We start from the raw sequence: 20,393 nt of genomic DNA, 5'->3' as shown, positions 1-20,393 counted from the left end.
TTGTGAAAGAGACGGTACAGCCAGTCACAGCGCCGCAGGGATCGATCATCGAGGTGCTGGCAGCGTTCACGCGCCTGGGATTGACATCGTTCGGTGGACCGATCGCGCATCTGGGATATTTTCGCGAAGAGTTCGTCGTTCGGCGGCGCTGGCTCGATGATCGCACCTACGCCGATCTGGTGGCGCTTTGCCAGTTTCTCCCCGGTCCGGCGAGCAGCCAGACGGGCATCGCGCTCGGCGTGATGCGCGCCGGTCTGCCAGGGTCCCTGGCGGCCTGGCTTGGGTTTACCCTCCCGTCGGCGCTGCTGATGATTGTGGCGGCATACGGCGTTGCATCACTCGGCGCAGACACAGCGGCGCTACACGGTCTGAAGGTCGTTGCTGTGGCGGTCGTGGCGCAGGCGGTGTGGGGCATGGCGCGCGCGCTCTGCCCCGACCGCGAACGTGCAACGATCGCGATTCTTGCGGCGGTGGCGTTGCTGGTCTGGAGCAATGCGCTGGCGCAGATCGTGATTATTGTCGCTGGCGGAATGATCGGCTGGCGGGTGTTGCGCAGCGGCGCGCCAGCGGCAGCGCCAGCTCCGTTGGCGTCATTTGATCGCCGCCTGGCTGTCGGGTGCTGGATCGCGTTCTTTGGACTGCTCATTGCGCTGCCGCTGGCGCGCACGGCATTCCCGTTCCATGCGCTCGAACTCTTCGACAGTTTCTACCGTGCTGGCGCGCTGGTCTTCGGCGGCGGGCATGTCGTTCTGCCGCTGCTTCACGCCGAGGTCACGCCGCCCGGATGGGTCAGCGATGCGCAGTTCGTTGCTGGCTATGGCATGGCGCAGGCTGTCCCTGGTCCACTATTCACATTTGCGGCATATCTGGGGGCTGTTCAAACGCCAACGCCCAACGGATGGGTTGGAGGAATGCTGGGGCTGCTGGCGATCTTTCTGCCGGCCTGGTTGCTGGTGATCGGCGCGCTCCCGTTCTGGAACTGGTTGCGGAGCCGGGAAGAAGCGCAGGCGGCGCTGCGCGGCATCAATGCTGCGGTGGTTGGCATCCTTCTTGCCACCCTCTACACGCCGGTCATGACCAGTGCTATCATGACGCCGCTCGACGTTGCCCTCGCGCTGGGATGCTTTGGCATGCTCGTCGTGTGGAAATGGCCGCCCTGGCTGGTCGTCGTTGTTGCTGCGGGGGTTGGTTGGGGGGTAGAGGGTAGAGGGTAGAGGGTAGAGGGTAGAGGTTACGAGAACTGAGAACCGGGAACCAATGCAGACGCAGACACGCGATCACATCTTCACTGTTCACGGCATTGATTGCGCTCATTGTGCGCAGACTATCGAAGTGAGCGTCGCCCGGCTCGATGGCGTCGAGGCGTGTGAACTGAACGCCACGACCGGTCGGCTCCGCGTGCGCGGCGCTATTGAACCCGACGTGATCATCGCGTATGTGCGCTCGATGGGGTATGAGACGATGCTGCTGGAGGACGCCGGCGCAAAACCGACGACTCCCGGCGCGTCGGTGTCGTTCGTCCGGTTCCTGTGGCAACGCCTCGATACACGTCTGGCATTGATCGGCGCTGTCCTGATTGCTCCAGTCGTCGTGCTGCATGAACTCCTTGGCTGGCGCGCGATCTGGATTGATGCACTTGCGTTTGCCGCACTGATCGCCGCCGGTTTGCCAATCGCACGCAGCGCCTGGCGCTCGCTTACGGTCAGCCGAACGATCTCGATCAATGCCCTGATGACCATCGCTGCGGCCGGCGCCGTCATCATCGGCGCGCATGTCGAGGCGGCGCTGGTCATGGTCCTGTTTGCGATTGGCGAAGCAATCGAAGGGTTCACCGCATCGCGCGCACGGGATGCTATTCACTCGCTCATGACCCTGGTTCCCGAAACGGCGCTGCGCCTGCGTGATGGGTATGAGACGCGTGTACCGGTTGCTGAACTGGCGGTCGGAGATGTGATCGTTGTGCGTCCAGGTGAGCGCATGCCGATGGATGGCGTGGTGCGCAGCGGCGCCACCCACGTCAACCAGGCGCCGATCACCGGCGAGAGCGTCCCGGTCGCCAAAACGCCGGGCGCGGAGGTGTATGCCGGCAGCATCAATGGCGAAGGCGCGATCGAGGTGGTTGTGACGCATCTGGCAAGTGAAAATACTATCAGCCGCATGATTCGTCTGGTGCAGCAAGCGCAGGATCGTCGTGCGCCTGTTCAGCGCCTGATCGACCGCTTTGCGGGCTGGTATACGCCTGCGGTTGTTGGTATTGCGGCGCTGACTGCCGCTGTTCCGCCGCTTCTGTTTGGTCAACCATTCTGGAACCCGTCGCCGGACGAGACCGGCTGGTTCTACCGCAGTCTGGCGCTCCTGGTGGTCGCCTGCCCCTGTGCGCTGGTCATCAGCACGCCGGTCAGCGTGGTCAGTGCGTTGAGCGCCGCTGCGCGCGCCGGTGTGCTGATCAAAGGCGGCGCGGCGCTTGAAGCGCTTGGCGCGATACGTGCCGTTGCATTCGATAAAACCGGCACCCTGACCACCGGCAAACCAACCCTCGTGAGAGTGCGCTCGGTCGATTGCCGTGAAGCGGAACAGAGCGACTCCGTCAGGTGTGATGCATGCGACACGCTGCTCGAACTCGCCTGCGCCGTCGAGCGGCGTTCCGAGCACCCTCTGGCGCATGCCATCGTTGACGCAGCGCGCGCGTGGGGTCTCGCTCAGACTGCGCCGGCTGCGGCGGCAGTCACCGCTCTGCCAGGGCATGGCATTGCCGGCAAGGTCGAAGGACGCACGGTTGTGATCGGCAGCCACCGCTACTTCGATGAAATAGCACCCCATCCCCCTGCCTTCTGTCGCCGCGCAGAACAGGACGCAAACGCCGGACGAACGCCGTTGATGGTCAGTGTCGATGGAGTGTTTGCCGGTATGCTGAGCGTCGCTGACGCCGTGCGTCCTGAGAGCCGCGAGGCGGTCGCGCAACTCCGTAAGGCGGGCATCAGACATGTCATTATGCTGACCGGCGACCGCCGGGAGGCGGCGTATGCCATCGCTGCCGACGTTGGCATCGACGATGTACGCGCGGAAGTGCTGCCTGAACAAAAGGCGCAGGCGGTCGAAGGTCTTCGCAACACCTATGGCGCAGTGGCAATGGTCGGTGATGGCATCAATGATACGCCGGCTCTCGCATCGGCGACCGTCGGCATTGCCGTGGGGGCGGCGCATGGCGGCGCAAATCAGGCAATGGAAACCGCCGATGTGACGCTGATGAGCAGTGACCTGCGCCGTTTGCCGTTCGTCTTCGCACTGGCGCGCGCCGCGCGACGAACCATTATGCTCAATGTTGCCTTCAGCATCGCCGTGAAAGTGGTGTTTCTGGCGATTGTCGCAGCAGGATGGAGCACCATGTGGATGGCGGTGTTCGCCGATATGGGAACGTCGCTCCTCGTGACGTTGAACGGTCTGCGGTTGCTTGGATTTCGTCCCAAGACATAGCGTCTTCCTGAACAATAGCGCCAACCCGTCTGCTACCAACCACGCGCCTTGTTGTGTGGATATGAACCCGATCTTGCCGGCGGCTTTGATAGGCTCATATGCTGCGCTGGCGCTGGTTCTCTTGCTCCTGAGCAGAAAGGAGAAGGGGTATGAGTTTCTGGACAGGCGTTCTGCTGGGGTTCATCGCTGGTTGGGTGGCGGAGTGGATTATCGACTGGAACTATTGGCGCAGGCGGACGCGCATCATCCACGCTGCGACGGGCGAAAGCGCAGCGTTGCGCAGCGACCTCGAACAGTGTCGCACCGAAACAGCACGCCTCCAGAACGATCTGACGGCGACGGCAACCCTGGCGCAGCAACGCGCAAGTGAGGTTGCGATCCTGCAGGCGGCGCTCGATAACGCACGCGCTGAACTGGCGCAGGTTCGCCAGCAACTGAGTGAACGCGAAGAGCGCATTGCTGGACTCGAGACGGTGCGGCGGTCCAATCTTGCAGAGATTGAACGACTGAAAAGCGCATCGCATCATCCAGAACAGGAACCTGTCAGCATGCAGGTAGCGCCGGAGACGACGTTGCTGCAAGAAGTGTCGGCGCCGCCTGCTACGGCGTATGCCACGGCGCGCCTCGCAGAAGACGATGTCGCTGCCGAACTTGCACGCCTGCGCGCTGAACTCGAAGAGGAGCGTCGCGTCCATATGTTGCTGCGCGGTTCGCGCCGCGATCCCTTCAATCCGGCGGTTGCGGCGGCGCCGCCCGCACAGACTGGGGGGACCGGGACTGGTGGAACGGGCACATCGACCGGCGGCGCTGACATCCCGGCGGCACTGCCGCGCACCGGCGGCGCTGGCGTTCCGTGGGGCGCATTGGCGGCACTGGCGGCAGCATTGCTGGGAAGTGGCGTCTGGATGCGGTTGTGTCCGAGGCGATGATCATGCGTTTCGCGCATTGAGAATAAATAGGGAGACCAGAGATGTCCGACCTTTTCCGGCTCACCATTGTTGACGCCGCCAATCTTCTGGCGCGCCGCGACATTTCGGCGGTCGAGCTGACTGAAGCGCATCTGAGCCGTATCAACGCTCATGACGCCCATTTCAACAGCTTCATCACAGTCTCCGCTGACCATGCGCTGGCGCAGGCGCGCGCCGCTGACGACGAACTGGCGCGCGGCGTGCGTCGCGGTTCCCTGCACGGCATTCCGATTGCGCTGAAAGACCTGTATGATACCGCCGGCATCCGCACCACTGCCGGTTCGACCTTCTTTGCCGACCGTGTGCCGGATGCGGATGCACGCGCAGTGACGCTTCTCTACCAGGCAGGCGCCGTGTTGATCGGCAAACTGAACATGCATGAATGGGCGCTGGGCGTCACCAACATCAACCCGCACTACGGCCCTTCCCGCAACCCCTGGGATACGACGCGCATCACCGGCGGCTCCTCCGGCGGCGCAGCGGCGGCGCTGGCGGCGGGTCTCTGTATAGGAGCGCTGGGGAGCGATACCGGCGGCAGCATTCGCATCCCGGCGTCTCTCTGCGGCATTGTCGGCTTCAAACCAACGTTTGGGCGGGTCAGCCTGCAAGGGGTCGTTCCGCTGAGCTGGAACCTCGACCATGCCGGTCCCATGGCGCGCACCGTGACCGACACGGCGCTGCTGTTGCAGGCAATCGCCGGGTACGACCCGGACGATCCGGTGAGCGTCGCGGCGCCGGTTGACGATCTGCTCGCCGACATCGACGCGGGGGTGGCGGGATGGCGCATCGCGCTGGCGGACGATGCCCACTTTGGTCAGGCTGACCCGGAAGTTCTCTCGGCAGTGCGCCAGGCTGCTCTGGTGTTCGAGGAATTGGGGGCGCGTATTGAACGCATCGATCTCGGACGCGGTCAGGAGGCGGCGCAGATGAACGCTCTGATGACGACCAGCGACGCCGCTGCGTTCCACCGCGACCGGCTGTGGAACAACCCGGAGAAGTTCGGCGCCGACGTGCGGACGCGCCTGGAACGCGGCGCGGCGTTTACGTCCACTGAGTACATCCTGGCGCGTCGCTTTCAGAGCGAGTGGCGGCGTCAACTGGAGCGCCTCTTCGAGCGATTCGACCTGTTGTTGACCCCTGCAACGCCGATCACAGCGCCGGTCATTGAGGGGATGGATGCTATCGAGGCGGCGCGCCAACTGACCCGCTGCACCGCGCCGTTCAACCTTGCCGGACTGCCGGCGCTTTCACTGCCGTGTGGCATGAACGCCGCCGGGTTGCCGATCGGGTTGCAGATCGTGGCGGCGCCGTGGCGCGAAGGACGCGCGCTGCGCGCCGGCAGGGCGTTTGAGCGCGCAACGTTGTGGCATCGCCAGACGCCGCCAGGATGTTGAGCCATGACCTCCGCGAGTCAGCCGCGTTTCTACCTCGGCTGCGCTGTCTGGGCGCATCCTTCCTGGTCTGGCGTTCTCTTCCCGCGCGGCAGCCGCAGCGCCGATTACCTGCGCCTCTACAGCCGCCGTCTGACGACGGTTGAGGGCAACACGACCTTTTACGCCATCCCGTCGGCTGAGACGGTGCAACGATGGGCGGACGAAACGCCCTCATCGTTCCGCTTCTGCTTCAAACTCCCGCGAGACATCAGCCATCAGGGATCACTGGCGGTGCGGCTGCGCGAGACCGAAGCCTTTGTGCAGCGTGTGGCGCCACTCGGCGAACGGTTGGGTCCATTCTTTCTCCAGTTGCCGCCAGGGTATTCACCTCATCAGATGGACGACCTTGCTGTGTGGCTGGCGGCGTGGAACCCCACGCATCGTCTGGCGGTCGAAGTGCGCCATTCGGGCTGGTACGCGTCCCAGGAAGAAGCGGCGTTGATGGCGCTGCTGGAACGGTATGGCGTCGGGCGGGTGCTGATGGATGTGCGTCCGCTCGACTTGGGACCACTGCCGGGTGCGGAGGAGGACCTGCGTCGCGCGCGCGACAACAAGCCTGATGTGCCGCTTCATCCGCTGCGCAGCGCCTCCTTCGCGCTGGTGCGGTACATTGGCCACCCGGACGTGGCGCGGAACGACCCGCTGCTCGACGAATGGGCAACACGTGTGCGCGCATGGATTGCCGACGACACGACAGTGTTTTTCTTTATGCACTGCCCGGTAGAGCGTGAGTCGCCGCTGCTCTGTCGGGCGCTGCAACGCCGTCTCGACGGGACGCCCGGCGTGCCGCCGCTGCCGTGGGAGAGCGCCGTCGATGCGGGCGAGCAACTGACGCTGTTTTGAACCCGATGGGATAGCGATTTGGATTATCAACGGGCAAGCCTTAAGCCGTTGCAGCGCCGAGCAAGCCGTCATCGGCAGCCAGAAAGGTGAGTGGCGGCAGTCCGGCGCTCGTAAGGCGGATGTGCACCTCCAGCGCCGAAGCCAGATGGAGCGCATCATAAGCGCGCAGAGGATGGTGTTCGAGAAGGTATTGCGCCCGGCGGAGCACATCACCCGTCATCGGCACGATTTCGATAGCGGCGTCGACAGCAAGCCAGAAAATCATCGCGCACAGCGGCATAGACTGTCGGTGGCAACGTTCCTTCCCGCACCCACCGACTCAGCGCACTGATCACTTCAATCATGCTCAAGCGCGCCGTCTCAATTCGATTGCCTGCACGAGATGCGGTCAGATACCGAAACCATACTGAGCCTTGTTCCTGAATATGGCGCTTAACCAGAACACTGCTATCAGCGTAGAAAATCGCCACTAGAAACGCTCCTCACGATCCTCGATCACGATCTGCGAAAGCGGTGTGCCATCAGGAATGCGCCTCCATAGCGCATCGAGGGCAACTTCTGAGAGCGGCTCCAGTGACTCTGGAATGTCTTCAGGCGTCTCCTGAAGTCCTGCAGTGAGCAGCAGCGCATCGAGCGTTGCATCATCAATGAGCGGGGTCTGAGCAGCGCCAGGTTTCGGCGAAGCAAGGAGTCCTTCAGATTGCAGTTGGGCAAACAGTGCCGCTAATGTGATGCTCTGCGTCGCTTCCGTCGCTTCCGAAGGCGTTTCCAGAATTGTCAACAACCCGCGTCGCTCCTCGCTGACAACAATCGGCTCAAGCGGTTCGATCCGTCCATCGGCGTGCACAATGACTTCAATGGTTCGCGGCATGCTCTGATCCTCCCGATAATCATGGCGCCATGATAGCATAGAGGAGGGGAGAAAGGCGGCTACTGCGCCGTTCAAATCATTCACGCCTCTCGTCGTCAGGCAGGAGAGGGGAGATCGGCAGCATCGATGATCGACGCCCCCTTCACCTTGCTTGCACCTTTGCTGAAGATGTGCTATCATCATGACAGTTTTCAAGGCTTCACAAGTGAATACCATCGCGGTGACCCGCAGGCCCGGATGCCAGGGCGTAAAGGTGGAAGCTGGTGCAAGTCCAGCGCTGTGCCGCAACTGTAACCGGCGATCATTGCCGGAAGCCAGGATGCCTGCCGCGATGCTGAATGTGTTCGACCCTTCTCGAGTCAGGGAGGAGAACATGTCTGATACCCCCTTTTCACGTCCTGGGCAGGTCATGTTACCCCGGTTCTCGGAAGAGACCGGAGTTATTCGTTGTTGGACGATGCACCGGCGACCGATGCGCTCTCGCCTGCGTTCAGACCATTGGCAGACGAGCGGCGGAGGTCTCGACGCATATGAATGACGATGACCTGTACCGCGAACTGGCGCTATGTCAGGAGCGCCTGCTTCAGATCGAGCACGAGATCGAGCTGCTGGCCTGGTTGCCTACATCGTATGGCTGGAGCCTGGTGGAACGGTTGAGCCGCGAGTATGCCCGGCTGAACTGGCTTTGCCGTCTCTTGAGCCAGCCGACGCCAGGTATCCGTGAATCGCAGGACTAATACTCACGCGCGGTCATTCGTACCATACTGCCGGGGCGCTGCGGGCAAAAGCCCTCGCTGAGGACGCAGTTCGACCATGCTCACTGCACGCGGTTCGACGGCGCGCACCGCACGTGCAAGCCCCGTTGGGGCTGCTGACGCCAGGGCGCAGTCATGCGTCCATGACCGCCAAAGCGCGTTGTGGATCGTTACGCCTTGCGAACCGGGCGCTCGAACATCTGGTCTGACTGACCGCAAGTTAGGATAACGCTGACAGCCTGCTGCCATGCACGTCGATCTCGGCCATGGAATGGCTGCCACGCCTGGCAGCGTCGATTGCGGGCTGTGGGATGCAAAGCCGGCATGTGCGAACTGTCCCTGAATTGCGCCCACGTCGTCAATGCCATTTCTGCGCCGATACGAAGATGCTCTGAACACCAGGAGGATGAACATGCCACGATTGCTCCGCTGGATAACGCTGTTGCTGCTGACAATCGCGCTGATCGCGTGTGGTAGCCCGCAAACCGCAGCGCCGTCACCCGCCGGTGTTCCGGCAGCGCCGACGGTTGCGCCAACTGCGGCGCCAACCGCTGTGCCCACGGTTGAGCCGACCATTGCGCCGACGGTCGCGGTTCTTGAGGTTCCGACCGTCAATCTGGCGGAAGGGTGCGTCACCGACTACGATCCGGAGATTGATTACTTCCCCGAAAAAGTCTCGTTGAGCGACTCGGTCGGCTGGACCATCGAGTATTTCAACAACTACAAAGTGATTACGGTGCTCAACCCGTGGCGCGATGCCGATGCGCAATTTCGCTATGTGCTGGTGCAGTGCGGCACGCCGCCGCCGGACGATGTCGGCGATGCGCTGGTGATTGAAGTGCCGGTGAAAAGCATTGTTGCCATGTCCACCACTCAGTTGCCGCACCTGAGTGAACTCGGACTCCTCGACAAACTGGTTGGTGTCGATAGTTTCCTGTACATTAACAACCCCGACGTGCGCAAGAAGATCGATGCCGGCGAACTGGTCGAGATCGGCGGCGGCGGTCAAGTGAATGTCGAGCAGGCGCTCGATCTCCAGCCCGACCTGATTATGACCTACGGCGTCGGCAACCCGGAATTCGACGCGCATCCCAAACTGCTCGAAGCCGGTCTGAAGGTGGTGTTGAATAGCGAGTACATGGAGACCTTGCCGCTTGGGCGCGCCGAGTGGATCAAGTTCACCGGAGCGTTCTTCAACCGCGAAGCAAAGGCGACCGAGGTGTATGACACGATTGCGCGCCGGTACAAGGAGATGGCTGCGAAAGCGCGCAATGTTGCCAATAAGCCGACCGTCTTCGGCGGAACGCCGTTCCGTGGGACGTGGTACGTATCGGGCGGCAAGAGTTATGTTGCGCAACTACTGGCGGATGCCGGCGCGACGTATCTCTGGGCGGACGATACGTCGACCGGCAGCCTGGCGTTGAGTTTCGAGGAGGTCTTCGAGCGCGCCCGCGACGCCGATTTCTGGCTCAACCCTGGGATGTGGCAGAGCCTCGCCGATGGCAAGGCGGAAGACGAGCGGTTCACGCAGTTTGCCGCGTTCCAGAAAGGGAACGTGTTCAATAACAACAAGCGTTTGAACGAGAACGGCGGCAACGACTACTGGGAGAGCGGCGTGACGAATCCGCATCTCGTGCTGGCGGACCTGATCAAGATTTTTCACCCCGAATTGCTGCCCGATCACGAGTTGTATTTCTACCAGAAACTCGAGCCGTAGGGGAGACTATGCACAAGCCTCATATGAATCCCTACGCGCGCCATATCTTTATCTGCACCGGGCAGTATTGCGACCCGTCAGGGAAAGCGGCGCATCTGTACGCTCGCCTGGCGCGCCTGCTTGGCATGCTGGGCAATTACGACAATCCCCGGCGGGTCAAACGGGGAACGACGCCGTGCCTGGGAGTGTGCGTCGGCGGTCCGATTGTGGTGGTGTACCCCGACGGCGTCTGGTACCACCATGTGGATGAAGCGGTGCTCGAACGCATTGTGCGCGAGCATCTTGGACAGAACCGCCCGGTGGCAGAGCACATGTTTCACCGCTTGCAGAGTGAAGAAGACGGTCATATGCGCGGCTGACGACATCAGCGCCGTAGGTGCGCCTCATGTGGCGCCCCAATCTGACCATAACGTGCATATAACCGAGGAGTTGCTCATGGCAGAAACAACCCAACCAATCGTCGAATCAACCGCAGCCGTCTCCCCATGGCCGCGTCTAGGGCTGCGCCCCCTGGCGCTGGTCGTGATGTTCGGCGTGGTCGCCGGCGCCTTTCTGCTCAGCCTGAGTTTCGGGTCGGTCCGCATCCCCCTGGAGCAGGTGCTGACGATCCTGCTCGGCGGTGAGGCGGAACGCGCGACGTGGAGAACGATCATTGTCGACTTCCGGCTTCCAAAGGCGCTGACCGCCACGCTGGCCGGCGCCGCTTTGGGAGTCAGCGGCTTGCAGATGCAGACCCTCTTCCGCAATCCGCTGGCCGACCCCTTTGTGCTTGGCGTCAGTTCAGGCGCCAGCCTGGGAGTCGCCCTGGTGGTGCTGAGCGTGGGCGCTGCCAACAACACCCTGCTTGCCGTCGCTGGTCTGCTCGGCAATCTGAGCCTGGTCGTGGCTGCCAGCCTCGGCGCTGGCGCCGTCCTCATCCTGGTGCTCACGCTTGCCCGGCGGGTGCAGAGTAGCGTGACGTTGCTTATTCTCGGGTTGATGATCGGCTACCTGACCAGTGCGGTCGTCAGTCTGCTGCTTTACTTCAGCATTGCCGAGCGCATTCATGCGTATGTTGCGTGGAGTTTCGGCAGTTTCGGCGGGGTGACCTGGACCCAGATGCGTGTGCTGGCGCCAACGATCCTTGCCGGCCTGCTGCTGGCGCTGGTGTTGACCAAGGCGCTCAACGCGCTGCTGCTGGGCGAAGCCTATGCCCGCAGTATGGGACTGGACATCCGCCGGGCGCGGGTGGGGATTGTCGCCAGCGACGCCGTGCTCGCCGGGGCAGTGACGGCTTTCTGCGGGCCGATTGCCTTCCTGGGCATCGCCATTCCACATCTCTGCCGGGCATTGCTGCGCAGCGCCGATCACCGCGTCCTCATCCCTGCGTGCGCCCTGGTTGGCGCCGCTGCCGCTCTCTTGGCCGACCTGGCGGCTCAGGCGCCTGGCACGAATGTGGTGCTGCCGCTGAATGCCATCACGGCGCTGATCGGCGCGCCAACCGTGGTCTGGATCATCCTGCGTCGCGGGGTTGGGCGAGGGACGTTCGGCGTATGAGTGCGATTGTGCTGGCAACCGGGAATCTGAGCATTGGCTATGCGCCCCGGCGTGGTCCACGACGGGTCATTGCCGCCGATTTGAACCTGGCGCTTCACGCTGGAGAGGTGGTGTGCCTGCTGGGACCAAATGGCGTCGGCAAGTCCACCCTGCTGCGCACGCTGGTGGGCATGCAGCCGCCGCTGGCCGGGCGCGTATTTCTCGACGGCGTCGACCTCGCTACCCTCAGCGCGCGGGAAGTCGCCCGGCGTCTCAGCGTCGTGCTGACGGAACGGATCGAGGTGGGGCAACTGACCGCCTATGCTCTCGTGGCGTTAGGGCGTCATCCCCATACCGACTGGACCGGACGGCTGACGCCGCGTGACGAGGAGGTGGTGCGTTGGGCGCTGGAAGCGGTGGACGCAGTGAACTTAGCGTCGCGGCTGGTGCATGAACTGAGCGATGGCGAGCGCCAGCGGGTGATGGTGGCGCGGGCGCTGGCGCAGGAGCCGCTGGTAATGATCCTCGACGAGCCGACCGCTTTCCTCGACCTGCCGCGCCGGGTGGAGATGATGCGCCTGCTGCGCCGCCTGGCGCGCGAGACCAACCGCGCGCTGCTGCTTTCGACCCACGACCTGGACCTGGCGCTGCGCAGCGCCGACGCGATCTGGCTCATGGCGCCGGGCGGGGTGATGCACACAGGCGCGCCGGAGGACCTCGTGCTTGGCGGCGCCTTCGAGACCGCCTTCGCTGGCGAGGGGATTACGTTTGACCGCCACCAGGGACAATTCCACATTCATCCGCCAGCCCGCCATCGTGTGGCGCTGGTCGGCGACGGACTGGTCGGCGCGTGGACCTCCCGCGCCCTGGAGCGCGCCGGGTGTCTGGTCGTCAGCAGCGACGAACCGGCGTCGCTGCGGGTAGTCGTTGACGGTGATACCCGTCATCCATGTTGGGAGGTGCACATCGACAGCGCCACGCCGCAGCGGGTTGGATCGCTGCGTGAGGTTGCGATGCTGGTGCAGCAGAGCCAGGTACACAGATGACTGAAGCACAAAGGAGTCTCTCCATGAACCAACTCAAGCACACACTGCTCATCGTCCTTGTGGTTCTTCTGGCGGCCTGTGGCGGTGCGCCGGCTGCACCGCCACAGGTCGGCGGCGGGAGCACCCCGGATGCCGCGCCCAGCAGACCGTCACCCTTCGCTGGTCAGTCTGGGGCAGTCCGGAAGAACTGGCGAGTCACCAGGCAGTCGCCGACGCCTACATGAAGGACAATCCTTCGATTAAAATCGTCATTGAGCACACGCCGTGGGATGGCTACCATACCAAACTCAAAACCATCGTCGCCAGCGGCGACCTCACGGCTTTGCCTGATGTGATGTTTCTCGGACAGGACTTCAACCAGTATGCCAGCGAGGGGGTGCTGGAAAATCTGACGCCGTGGATTGAGCGCAGCGGGTACGATCTGAACGACTATTGGCCCACCCTGATCGAGCGCGCGACGGTCAATGGCGGAATCTATGGGTTGCAGCGCGACCTCGACTTGCGTCTGCTCTACTACAACAAGGATTTCTTTGATGAAGCAGGCGTTCCCTACCCGGACGAAAACTGGACGTGGGATGACTAGGCTGATGCCGCGAAGAAGATCTCGATTGTCGAAGCCGGTGGTGTGAGAAGAAAAGGAAGACCCCTATGACGCCTGCACTTGAACCACGAATTGTTGACGAGCCCGGAAATGGCACACTCGAAATCTTTTCGCTCGAACCAAAGGAGGAAACCCTGGTTGCGCTGATGACCGAGTTCTTCCGCGATCACTGGGACAAAATCCATTTCGGACCGCTCATTCAAGGATCGGTCTTCGAGATCAAGGTGACTGAACCGCCGAAGAACATCGGCATGCTCGACGGCTACCTGACCGTTGATTTTGGCACATGGCATTTCCACATCTGCATCGGCGAACACCGGGGAAGCAAAAACCGACCTGTCGATCCTGCGTTAGCCCGTCATCGGCGCACGGCGCGCGCCGAGTTCTATCGCCGCCTCAACCCCGATGGCGCCGTCGGTAGCTGGGGGTTTCGCATGTTCAACGGCAAAGACGAAAACCAGATTTATATCTTCCTGCCGAACCCCTTTCTATCCGATGATATGCGTTTCCTCAAACAGCCCGACTGGTCGCGCCTGGCGCTGTGGGACGACCTGCGTCAGCGGTATCTGGGTCTCCCACCCGATCCGAAAGACCGGAGCGGCAAGACGATGTTTCACGGATGATCGCGTTGTCCGACTGACGCTGGTTTCTGCGCCGGTCAGGCGTGTTGCCTTCGCCCGCCTGGCCGGGCGTCATGCGGCGATTGTTCGGACAGGCTTTTATCTCCGCTGCCACGCTACTACCCGCCATCGCAGGTTGCCGCCTGCTATAGCGTCTGCTATACTAAACGGAACGAAAGTACGCTCACCAGATAAGGTCTGCATCGCGCGCGATGCCGGAGATCGCACCGATGGCGCTGATCACCCTTGACATCAACGGCGAACGCAAAACGTATCCGGTCGAGGCGCGGGGGTTGCGCATTGGGCGGGCGTTGGAGAACGATATCGTGCTCAATCACGCGACCGTCTCGCGTTACCATGCCGAAATCTTTCTCAACGGGCGCGATGTCTGGGTGCGCGATACCAATAGTCGGAACGGCATCTTCGTCAACCGGCTGCGCGTCCGCGAAGAGCAACTGCGCGATGGCGACGTTGTTCAGATCGGTCCGTTCGAACTTCATTTCGACGAGCGCGCGGCACAGAATGTAGTGCTCGACGACAGCCGTTACTTTCCGGTCGCTGCCGAGGCGCGCGGCGTTTCGACCGGCGATGTGCCTGAACTGGCGTTCGATTTGCACGAGTTCTTCCGCATTTCCCGGCGTCTGAGCCTGATCATTGCAATGAACGAATTGCTCGACGCCGTGATCGAAGAGGTCTTGCGGCTGATCCCGGCGCAACGCGCGTTACTCCTCCTGAAACGCGACAATGAACTGGTGCCGCGCGTGATCTATCCGCCCGCACAGCAGGATGTGATCATCAGTTCGACCATTGCCCGCAAAGCGCTCGATGCGGGCGAAGTGGTGCTCACGCGCGATGCGTGCATCGAAATCGGCGGCACCGAGAGTATCATCAGCGCCAACATTCGCTCGGCGCTCTGCGCCCCGCTGCTCGCCGAGCACGGATCGATCGGCTTGATTTACCTCGACTCGCCAGGGCGCGACCGGTTTGGTCCCCGTGAACGCGACCTGCTGGCGGCGATTGCAAGTCAGGCGGCGATCACCATCGAACGCGCACAACTGACCGAAGAATTGCGGAAACAGGAGGCGAGTCGCCAGTTGTTCGAGCGCTTTGTCTCACCCAGTGTTGCGCGCGATGTGGCCAGTTACTTCTCCGAGCATGGCCGCCTGCGCGAGCCGCAGGAACTGGTCGTTACCGTCCTGTTTGCCGATGTGAAGGGGTTCTCGTCGCTTTCCGAACGCCTCTCGCCGCGTGACGTGCAGGACTTGCTCAATGAGTACCTCCACGAAATGACCGAGGCGATCTTCCGGCACAACGGCACGCTCGATAAGTACATCGGCGACGGCATTATGGCGGTTTTTGGCGCGCCGCAGGTCAATGAACATCAGGATTATCGCACCACCGCTATCGAAGCGGTTGACGCCGCACTCGATATGATCGCGGCGCATCGCCGCCTGATCGAGAAACTCGATCCATCCAAGGCGTTCGATTTTCGCATCGGGATCAACACCGGTCCGGTGTACGCCGGATTCTTTGGGACGCGACAGCGCCTGGAGTATACCGTGATCGGCGATACGGTCAATACCGCTGCGCGCCTTGAGAGCCGCGCCGATCTGAACTCGGCGCTGATTTCCGAAGCGACCCGCAATGCTATCGGCGATGCGTTCGTGGTGCAGGAAATGGGCGATTACCAGTTGAAAGGCAAAGCCCAACTCGTCCATACCTACAAGGTGATCGGACGCGCCGCCCATCGCCGCGTCCACGAGACAGGAGTGTTCCACACGCCCTGAAGCGTCCCGCTGATGGTCATAGATGATGAGGTTGGTATGCCCCTTGTGGTTGGCATTCGATTCAAGGACTCAGGCAAGACCTATTATTTTGATCCGAACGGTATCGAGGCGTTGGCGCAGGGCGATCACGTGATCGTCGAAACCGTGCGCGGGCCGGAACTGGCAAAGGTTGCTTATTCGCCGCGTCTGGTCGATCCCGAAGAGATCGTTGGCGAACTGAAGCCGGTATTACGCCGCGCAGAACCGACTGACTTCGAACGCCTGAACCGGTTGAATAGCCGGCAGGATGAACTGCTGGCGCGCTGCGCCGAAAAGATCCAGGAGCACGGTCTGCCGATGCGCCTGGTGAAGGCGGAGTATTCGTTCGACGGCTCGCGGCTGACGTTCTACTTCACCGCTGAAAAACGGGTGGACTTCCGCGCCCTCGTGCGCGATCTGGCGCGCACCTTCCGCACCCGCATCGAACTGCGTCAGATCGGACCACGCGACGAAGCAAAACTCCTCGGCGGCATTGGTCCCTGTGGTCGCCTGCTCTGCTGCGCGACATTCCTCCCCGATTACGCGCGGGTTTCGATCAAGATGGCAAAAGACCAGGACCTGCCGCTTAACCCGACCAAGATCAGCGGGGTGTGCGGTCGCCTGCTCTGCTGCCTCTCTTATGAACACGAACAGTATGTCAACGTCAAGAGCCGGATGCCGCGCAAGGGAACATGGGTGCAGACCCCCGACGGACCGGGTGAGGTGGTTGGGGTCAATGTCCTGCGTGAGACGGTGATTGTCGCGCTTGCCAGCACCGGTTTGCAGGAAGAGTTCCTGCCGGCGCAGATCCAGGAGGCGACCCGGCAGGTCGGTGAAGTTGCGCGCAGTCGTAACGCCGAAGGAATCACGCCGGTCGCCAGAATGCGTTCCGAGCGCCAGGAACGCCGCGCTGACCAGGGTTCGGGCCGCCAGAGCGAAAAACGACTGCTGCGCGACTCGATCAACAATCCTGATGTGCTCGAAACGCTGGCATGGCTCGAAGAAAGCGTCGAGGACGTGCCGCTCGAACTGCTCAACGAGGAAGACCTTGATCTGCTGTCTGCCGAAAAACCGGACGCGCGCGCGTCATCGGATCGATCGACTCCTGCACCGAAGGCAAAGCAACCGCCTGACCGCAGTCATGACCTTGCCGCATTCCTCGGCGAGGGAACGCCCCGATCATCCGTTTCACCGGCGCCCGCCGCGCCGCAGCGGCCGCGTCGCCGTCGCCGTCACCGCAATACCTGATGTCATAGGAGCACTTCGGGTATCGAGCATCACCGGCGCCGGCAAACCCTGGCGTTCCGATGGTGCGACCGGATCTGGCATAGCGCGCAGGCACGCTGAAGGAGATGGTTCATGTATGCGCACAAAGTCACACCTGGTTTGCGTGTCCGGCTGCACGACGTCGATCCTGATGCCAGCGGCGGGCTGACGAAGGAAGAAGGACGGGCGCGTTTCGCCGAACTCAACGCCGAACTCGACGTGATGCAGGAGGAGTTGTACGCCGCCGGGACCCACGCGCTACTCCTCATCCTCCAGGGCATGGATACGGCGGGCAAGGATGGTGCGATCCGCAATGTCATGCTCAATCTCAACCCGCAGGGTTGTCGCGTCGAGTCGTTCAAAGTTCCGACCGAAGAGGAACTGGCGCACGACTTTCTCTGGCGGGTGCATAAGGTTGTTCCACGCAAAGGCATGGTTGGCGTCTTCAATCGCTCACACTACGAAGATGTGCTGGTGGTGCGCGTCCACTCGCTCGTTCCCGAACCGGTCTGGCGGGCGCGCTACGATCAGATCAACGCCTTCGAGCGGCTGCTCGCCGATACCGGTACAATCATCGTCAAATGTTTTTTGCACATCAGCAAAGAGGAGCAGGAACAACGATTGCTGGCGCGGGAGAAGGACGTTGCGAAAGCCTGGAAACTGTCGGCGGGCGACTGGCGCGAACGCGAACGCTGGAGCGACTACATGGCGGCGTATGAAGAGGCGTTGACTCGTTGCAGCACCGATTATGCGCCCTGGTACATCATACCGGCAAACCGAAAATGGTACCGCGATCTGGCGATCAGCGAGGCGCTGGTCGAAACGCTACGCCCCTACCGTGATGACTGGCGCCGCGCCCTGGACGCCATGAGCCGCGTGCGGCGCGCCGAATTGGACGCATTTCGCGCCGAACAACGCAAAGCGCAATGAGCACTGATCAAGACACCCCCCTTTCCCCGCCGCTGGCGCTGGCATCCGCCTCGCCGCGACGGCGTGAATTGCTGGCATATCTCGGCATCCCATTCCGGGTCATCGCCACTGACGCCGAGGAGCGCGATCATCCCCCGCCGCCGGAGATCGTCGCCGCGCTGCCGCCGCTGGCGTTGCCGTTGTTCGACCACCCGACGCTGCGCGCCTGGCGCAAAGCCAGCGCCGCTTGCGCATCCGCGCCCGACAGTGTTATCATCGGCGCCGATACCATCGTCACACTGGAAGGGGATGTGTTGAATAAACCGGTCGATCCCGACGACGCGCGCCGTATGCTGCGCCGCCTTTCGGGAAAGACACATACCGTGTATACTGGTCTGGCAGTCATCGACGCTCGACAGGCGCACGCGCCGCCGCTCTTCGATCTCGTCGCCAGTCATGTGACCGTCGCCGTGCTGAGCGATGCCGACATCGATGCCTATGTCGCCACCGGCGAGCCGCTCGATAAAGCCGGTTCCTACGGTATTCAGGGATTGGGAGGCCGGCTGGTGCGCTCAGTCGTCGGCAGTTACACCTGCGTCGTCGGGCTGCCGCTGGTTGAGACCTGGCGCCTCCTTCGCGCCGCTGGAATCAGAGGATTGCACGATCCGGCAGAGGGGTATCGGCGCTGGTTGCTCGACCTGGGAAAGGAGATACCGCTGTGTCCGCCAACCCTGCCGTAAAACTGCTGATCGTCGACGACCATCCGCTCTTTCGTCAGGGCGTGCGTGCGGCGCTCTCCATCTGCCGCGATATTGTTGTGGTCGGCGAGGCGTCATCTGGAGAAGAGGCGCTGGAGTGGATGAACAACGCGCCGCCCAACCTGGAGCCTAACGCCGTGGTGGTCGATTTGAACCTGCCGGGGATGAACGGGCTGGAACTCACCCGCCAGCTGCGCCTCAATTACCCTGGCGCCGGTATTGTTGTGCTGAGTGTGTACGAAAGTGATGAGCAGGCGTTCAACGCGCTGCGCGCCGGCGCGTCGGCTTACCGCTCGAAGGACGTGCACCCCGACGAACTGGCCAACGTCCTCCGCCGCGTTGCGCGCGGCGAGTATGTCATCAATGACGTGGTGCTCGATGATCCAAAAGTCGCTGGCCGGGTTCTATCGCAATTCCGCAATCTTCCCCAGGATGTCACCAATCTGCCCGAGATAGAGTTCCCGCTCTTCACACCATTGAGCGACCGCGAGATCGAAGTGCTCGAACGCATTGCGGCTGGCGGCAGTAACCGTGATATTGCCGAAGCGCTCCACATCAGTACGCAGACGGTCAAGAACCATATTTCGTCGATCCTGCGCAAACTTTCGCTCAACGACCGAACCCAGGCGGTGCTCTACGCACTGCGCCGCGGCTGGATCGAAGCGCCCGGCACGTTCCGCAGCGAACCGCCATCATCCGACGCCGGGGATGATGAGGATGAGTGATCAAACCGTTGTCACACTGTATAGCGGATCGTCCACCGCTGAGCGCGAGACGCTGCCTCACGACGCGCGCGCGTTGATTGTGCTGAATCCGTTCGCCGGGCAGGCTGCTGCGCTGCGGCAGAATGTCGAATCTGCGCGTGACGTCTGGCTGGCGCACGGATGGACGGTCGATGTCGAAACGACCCATCAGGCTGGCGACGGCGCACGACTGGCGCGCGAAGCGGCGCTGCGCGGGTATGATGTTGTGGCGGCGGCCGGCGGCGACGGTACGATCAATGAGGTGATCAATGGTCTGGCAGGAACGCGCACAGCACTGGCGGCGCTGCCGGTTGGCACCGTCAATGTCTGGGTGCGTGAACTCGGCTTGCCGCTCGAACCGCGCGCCGCCGCCGAAGTGTTGCTCCAGGCGCGACGGCGACGCATCGATCTGGGGCGCGCTGGTGATCGCTACTTCCTGCTCATGGCGGGCATCGGCTTTGATGCTGCGGTTGTGAATGAAGTGCGCAGCGATGAAAAACGCCGCCTGGGGGCGCTGGCATATGTGGTGCGCGCGTTCGCCCTGGCGTTGCGCTACCGCGGACGACGGGCGCGCATAGCGCTCGATGGGCGCGTGATCCGCGGGCGAGTGCTACTGGTGGTAATTGGGAACAGCCAGTTGTACGGCGGTGTCTTCAAGATTACGGCGCGCGCCTGCATCGACGATGGGTTGCTCGATGTGTGTGTCATCAAAGGCGACAACCTCGCCGAAGCGCCGTTGCGCTTGCTCTCTATCCTGCGCCAGCGCTACAATCTCGACCCGCGCATCGAATATCATCGCGCGCGCACCATCCATATCGCCACCCGTGGCGCGCTGCCGGTGCAGGTCGATGGCGATCAATCCGGTTTCACCCCAATGACGTTTACGGTCGCCCCCGGAGCGTTATATGCGCTCCTGCCGCACACGCCGCTTGCCGATGACCTGCTGCGCGCCGCGCCGCCCCGCCAACGCCGGATGTGGCAGCGCATGCTCGGCTGGATTGTTCGACGCGCTGCGTTGCCCGATGATCCGGGGCGGCGCGGCGCGCCTGCCGCTTCCCATCACCTATGA

21 protein-coding genes and 1 riboswitch are annotated in these 20,393 nt (G+C 62.5%); of the genes, 19 read left to right on the top strand and 2 right to left on the bottom strand.

All coding sequences use genetic code 11. The annotated features are described in order from the left end of the window. Positions 1–2 precede the first annotated feature (2 nt). From chrA to AC3EA7_RS18900, 5 genes are all read left to right on the top strand, one after another. Complete coding sequence (chrA, locus tag AC3EA7_RS18920) at positions 3–1,214, top strand: chromate efflux transporter (RefSeq protein ID WP_488615632.1); 1,212 nt, start codon at positions 3–5, stop codon at positions 1,212–1,214. A 43-nt stretch (positions 1,215–1,257) separates the two neighbouring features. Then, positions 1,258–3,474 carry a heavy metal translocating P-type ATPase gene (locus AC3EA7_RS18915; protein ID WP_488615631.1) on the top strand — a complete coding sequence of 739 codons (2,217 nt, stop codon included), beginning with the start codon at positions 1,258–1,260 and terminating at the stop codon, positions 3,472–3,474. Positions 3,475–3,623: 149 nt separating this feature from the next. Then, the gene (locus tag AC3EA7_RS18910; RefSeq protein ID WP_488615630.1) at positions 3,624–4,403 is read left to right on the top strand and encodes a hypothetical protein; all 780 of its coding nucleotides are present in this window, start codon (positions 3,624–3,626) and stop codon (positions 4,401–4,403) included. Positions 4,404–4,444: 41 nt separating this feature from the next. Then, a complete protein-coding gene (locus AC3EA7_RS18905) occupies positions 4,445–5,836 on the top strand; it encodes an amidase (RefSeq protein WP_488615629.1) in 1,392 nt (463 codons plus the stop codon). A 3-nt stretch (positions 5,837–5,839) separates the two neighbouring features. Beyond that, the gene (locus AC3EA7_RS18900; protein WP_488615628.1) at positions 5,840–6,718 is read left to right on the top strand and encodes a DUF72 domain-containing protein; all 879 of its coding nucleotides are present in this window, start codon (positions 5,840–5,842) and stop codon (positions 6,716–6,718) included. A gap of 40 nt (positions 6,719–6,758) precedes the next feature. Here AC3EA7_RS18900 and AC3EA7_RS18895 read toward each other — a convergent pair whose 3' ends face one another. After that, positions 6,759–6,983 carry a PIN domain-containing protein gene (locus AC3EA7_RS18895; protein ID WP_488615627.1) on the bottom strand — a complete coding sequence of 75 codons (225 nt, stop codon included), beginning with the start codon at positions 6,981–6,983 and terminating at the stop codon, positions 6,759–6,761. Between the two features lie 204 nt (positions 6,984–7,187). After that, entirely contained in the window at positions 7,188–7,589 is a 402-nt protein-coding gene (locus AC3EA7_RS18890; protein WP_488615626.1) for a hypothetical protein, read from the bottom strand. A gap of 201 nt (positions 7,590–7,790) precedes the next feature. Then, positions 7,791–7,934: riboswitch (cobalamin riboswitch) on the top strand. 185 nt (positions 7,935–8,119) lie between these two features. Here AC3EA7_RS18890 and AC3EA7_RS18885 point away from each other — a divergent pair. The 14 genes from AC3EA7_RS18885 to AC3EA7_RS18820 all read left to right on the top strand — a co-directional run bounded on the left by AC3EA7_RS18885 (position 8,120) and on the right by AC3EA7_RS18820 (position 20,393). Then, complete coding sequence (locus AC3EA7_RS18885; protein ID WP_488615625.1) at positions 8,120–8,326, top strand: hypothetical protein; 207 nt, start codon at positions 8,120–8,122, stop codon at positions 8,324–8,326. A gap of 430 nt (positions 8,327–8,756) precedes the next feature. Beyond that, on the top strand, positions 8,757–10,061 hold the full coding sequence (locus AC3EA7_RS18880) for an ABC transporter substrate-binding protein (RefSeq protein ID WP_488615624.1): 1,305 nt from the start codon (positions 8,757–8,759) through the stop codon (positions 10,059–10,061). 23 nt (positions 10,062–10,084) lie between these two features. Beyond that, entirely contained in the window at positions 10,085–10,420 is a 336-nt protein-coding gene (locus AC3EA7_RS18875) for a (2Fe-2S) ferredoxin domain-containing protein (RefSeq protein ID WP_488615623.1), read from the top strand. A gap of 76 nt (positions 10,421–10,496) precedes the next feature. Continuing rightward, complete coding sequence (locus AC3EA7_RS18870) at positions 10,497–11,597, top strand: iron chelate uptake ABC transporter family permease subunit (RefSeq protein ID WP_488615622.1); 1,101 nt, start codon at positions 10,497–10,499, stop codon at positions 11,595–11,597. Continuing rightward, entirely contained in the window at positions 11,594–12,622 is a 1,029-nt protein-coding gene (locus tag AC3EA7_RS18865; RefSeq protein WP_488615621.1) for an ABC transporter ATP-binding protein, read from the top strand. The genes AC3EA7_RS18870 and AC3EA7_RS18865 overlap by 4 nt, the downstream gene beginning before the upstream one ends. A gap of 23 nt (positions 12,623–12,645) precedes the next feature. Beyond that, complete coding sequence (locus AC3EA7_RS18860; protein ID WP_488615620.1) at positions 12,646–12,846, top strand: hypothetical protein; 201 nt, start codon at positions 12,646–12,648, stop codon at positions 12,844–12,846. Beyond that, a complete protein-coding gene (locus tag AC3EA7_RS18855) occupies positions 12,843–13,205 on the top strand; it encodes an ABC transporter substrate-binding protein (protein ID WP_488615619.1) in 363 nt (120 codons plus the stop codon). Before AC3EA7_RS18860 ends, AC3EA7_RS18855 begins: the two co-directional genes overlap by 4 nt. A 65-nt stretch (positions 13,206–13,270) precedes the next feature. After that, a complete protein-coding gene (locus AC3EA7_RS18850; RefSeq protein WP_488615618.1) occupies positions 13,271–13,846 on the top strand; it encodes a DUF7676 family protein in 576 nt (191 codons plus the stop codon). Positions 13,847–14,073: 227 nt separating this feature from the next. Further along, positions 14,074–15,630 (top strand): adenylate/guanylate cyclase domain-containing protein, encoded by a 1,557-nt coding sequence (locus AC3EA7_RS18845; RefSeq protein WP_488615617.1) that lies wholly within the window; start codon positions 14,074–14,076, stop codon positions 15,628–15,630. Positions 15,631–15,666: 36 nt separating this feature from the next. Next, positions 15,667–16,896, top strand: a complete 1,230-nt coding sequence (locus AC3EA7_RS18840) for a PSP1 domain-containing protein (protein WP_488615616.1) — start codon at positions 15,667–15,669, stop codon at positions 16,894–16,896. Between the two features lie 111 nt (positions 16,897–17,007). Then, positions 17,008–17,844, top strand: a complete 837-nt coding sequence (locus tag AC3EA7_RS18835; RefSeq protein WP_488615615.1) for a polyphosphate kinase 2 family protein — start codon at positions 17,008–17,010, stop codon at positions 17,842–17,844. Beyond that, positions 17,841–18,563, top strand: coding sequence for a Maf family protein (locus tag AC3EA7_RS18830; RefSeq protein ID WP_488615614.1), 723 nt, complete (start codon positions 17,841–17,843; stop codon positions 18,561–18,563). The genes AC3EA7_RS18835 and AC3EA7_RS18830 overlap by 4 nt, the downstream gene beginning before the upstream one ends. Next, positions 18,542–19,306: a response regulator gene (locus tag AC3EA7_RS18825; RefSeq protein WP_488615613.1), complete on the top strand. Its 765-nt coding sequence runs from the start codon at positions 18,542–18,544 to the stop codon at positions 19,304–19,306. Before AC3EA7_RS18830 ends, AC3EA7_RS18825 begins: the two co-directional genes overlap by 22 nt. Beyond that, positions 19,299–20,393 (top strand): diacylglycerol/lipid kinase family protein, encoded by a 1,095-nt coding sequence (locus tag AC3EA7_RS18820; protein WP_488615612.1) that lies wholly within the window; start codon positions 19,299–19,301, stop codon positions 20,391–20,393. Before AC3EA7_RS18825 ends, AC3EA7_RS18820 begins: the two co-directional genes overlap by 8 nt.

Source organism: Roseiflexus sp. (assembly GCF_057785375.1).
Note: the sequence above shows the minus strand (reverse complement) of the source record. Positions and strands in the feature narration are given on the sequence as shown.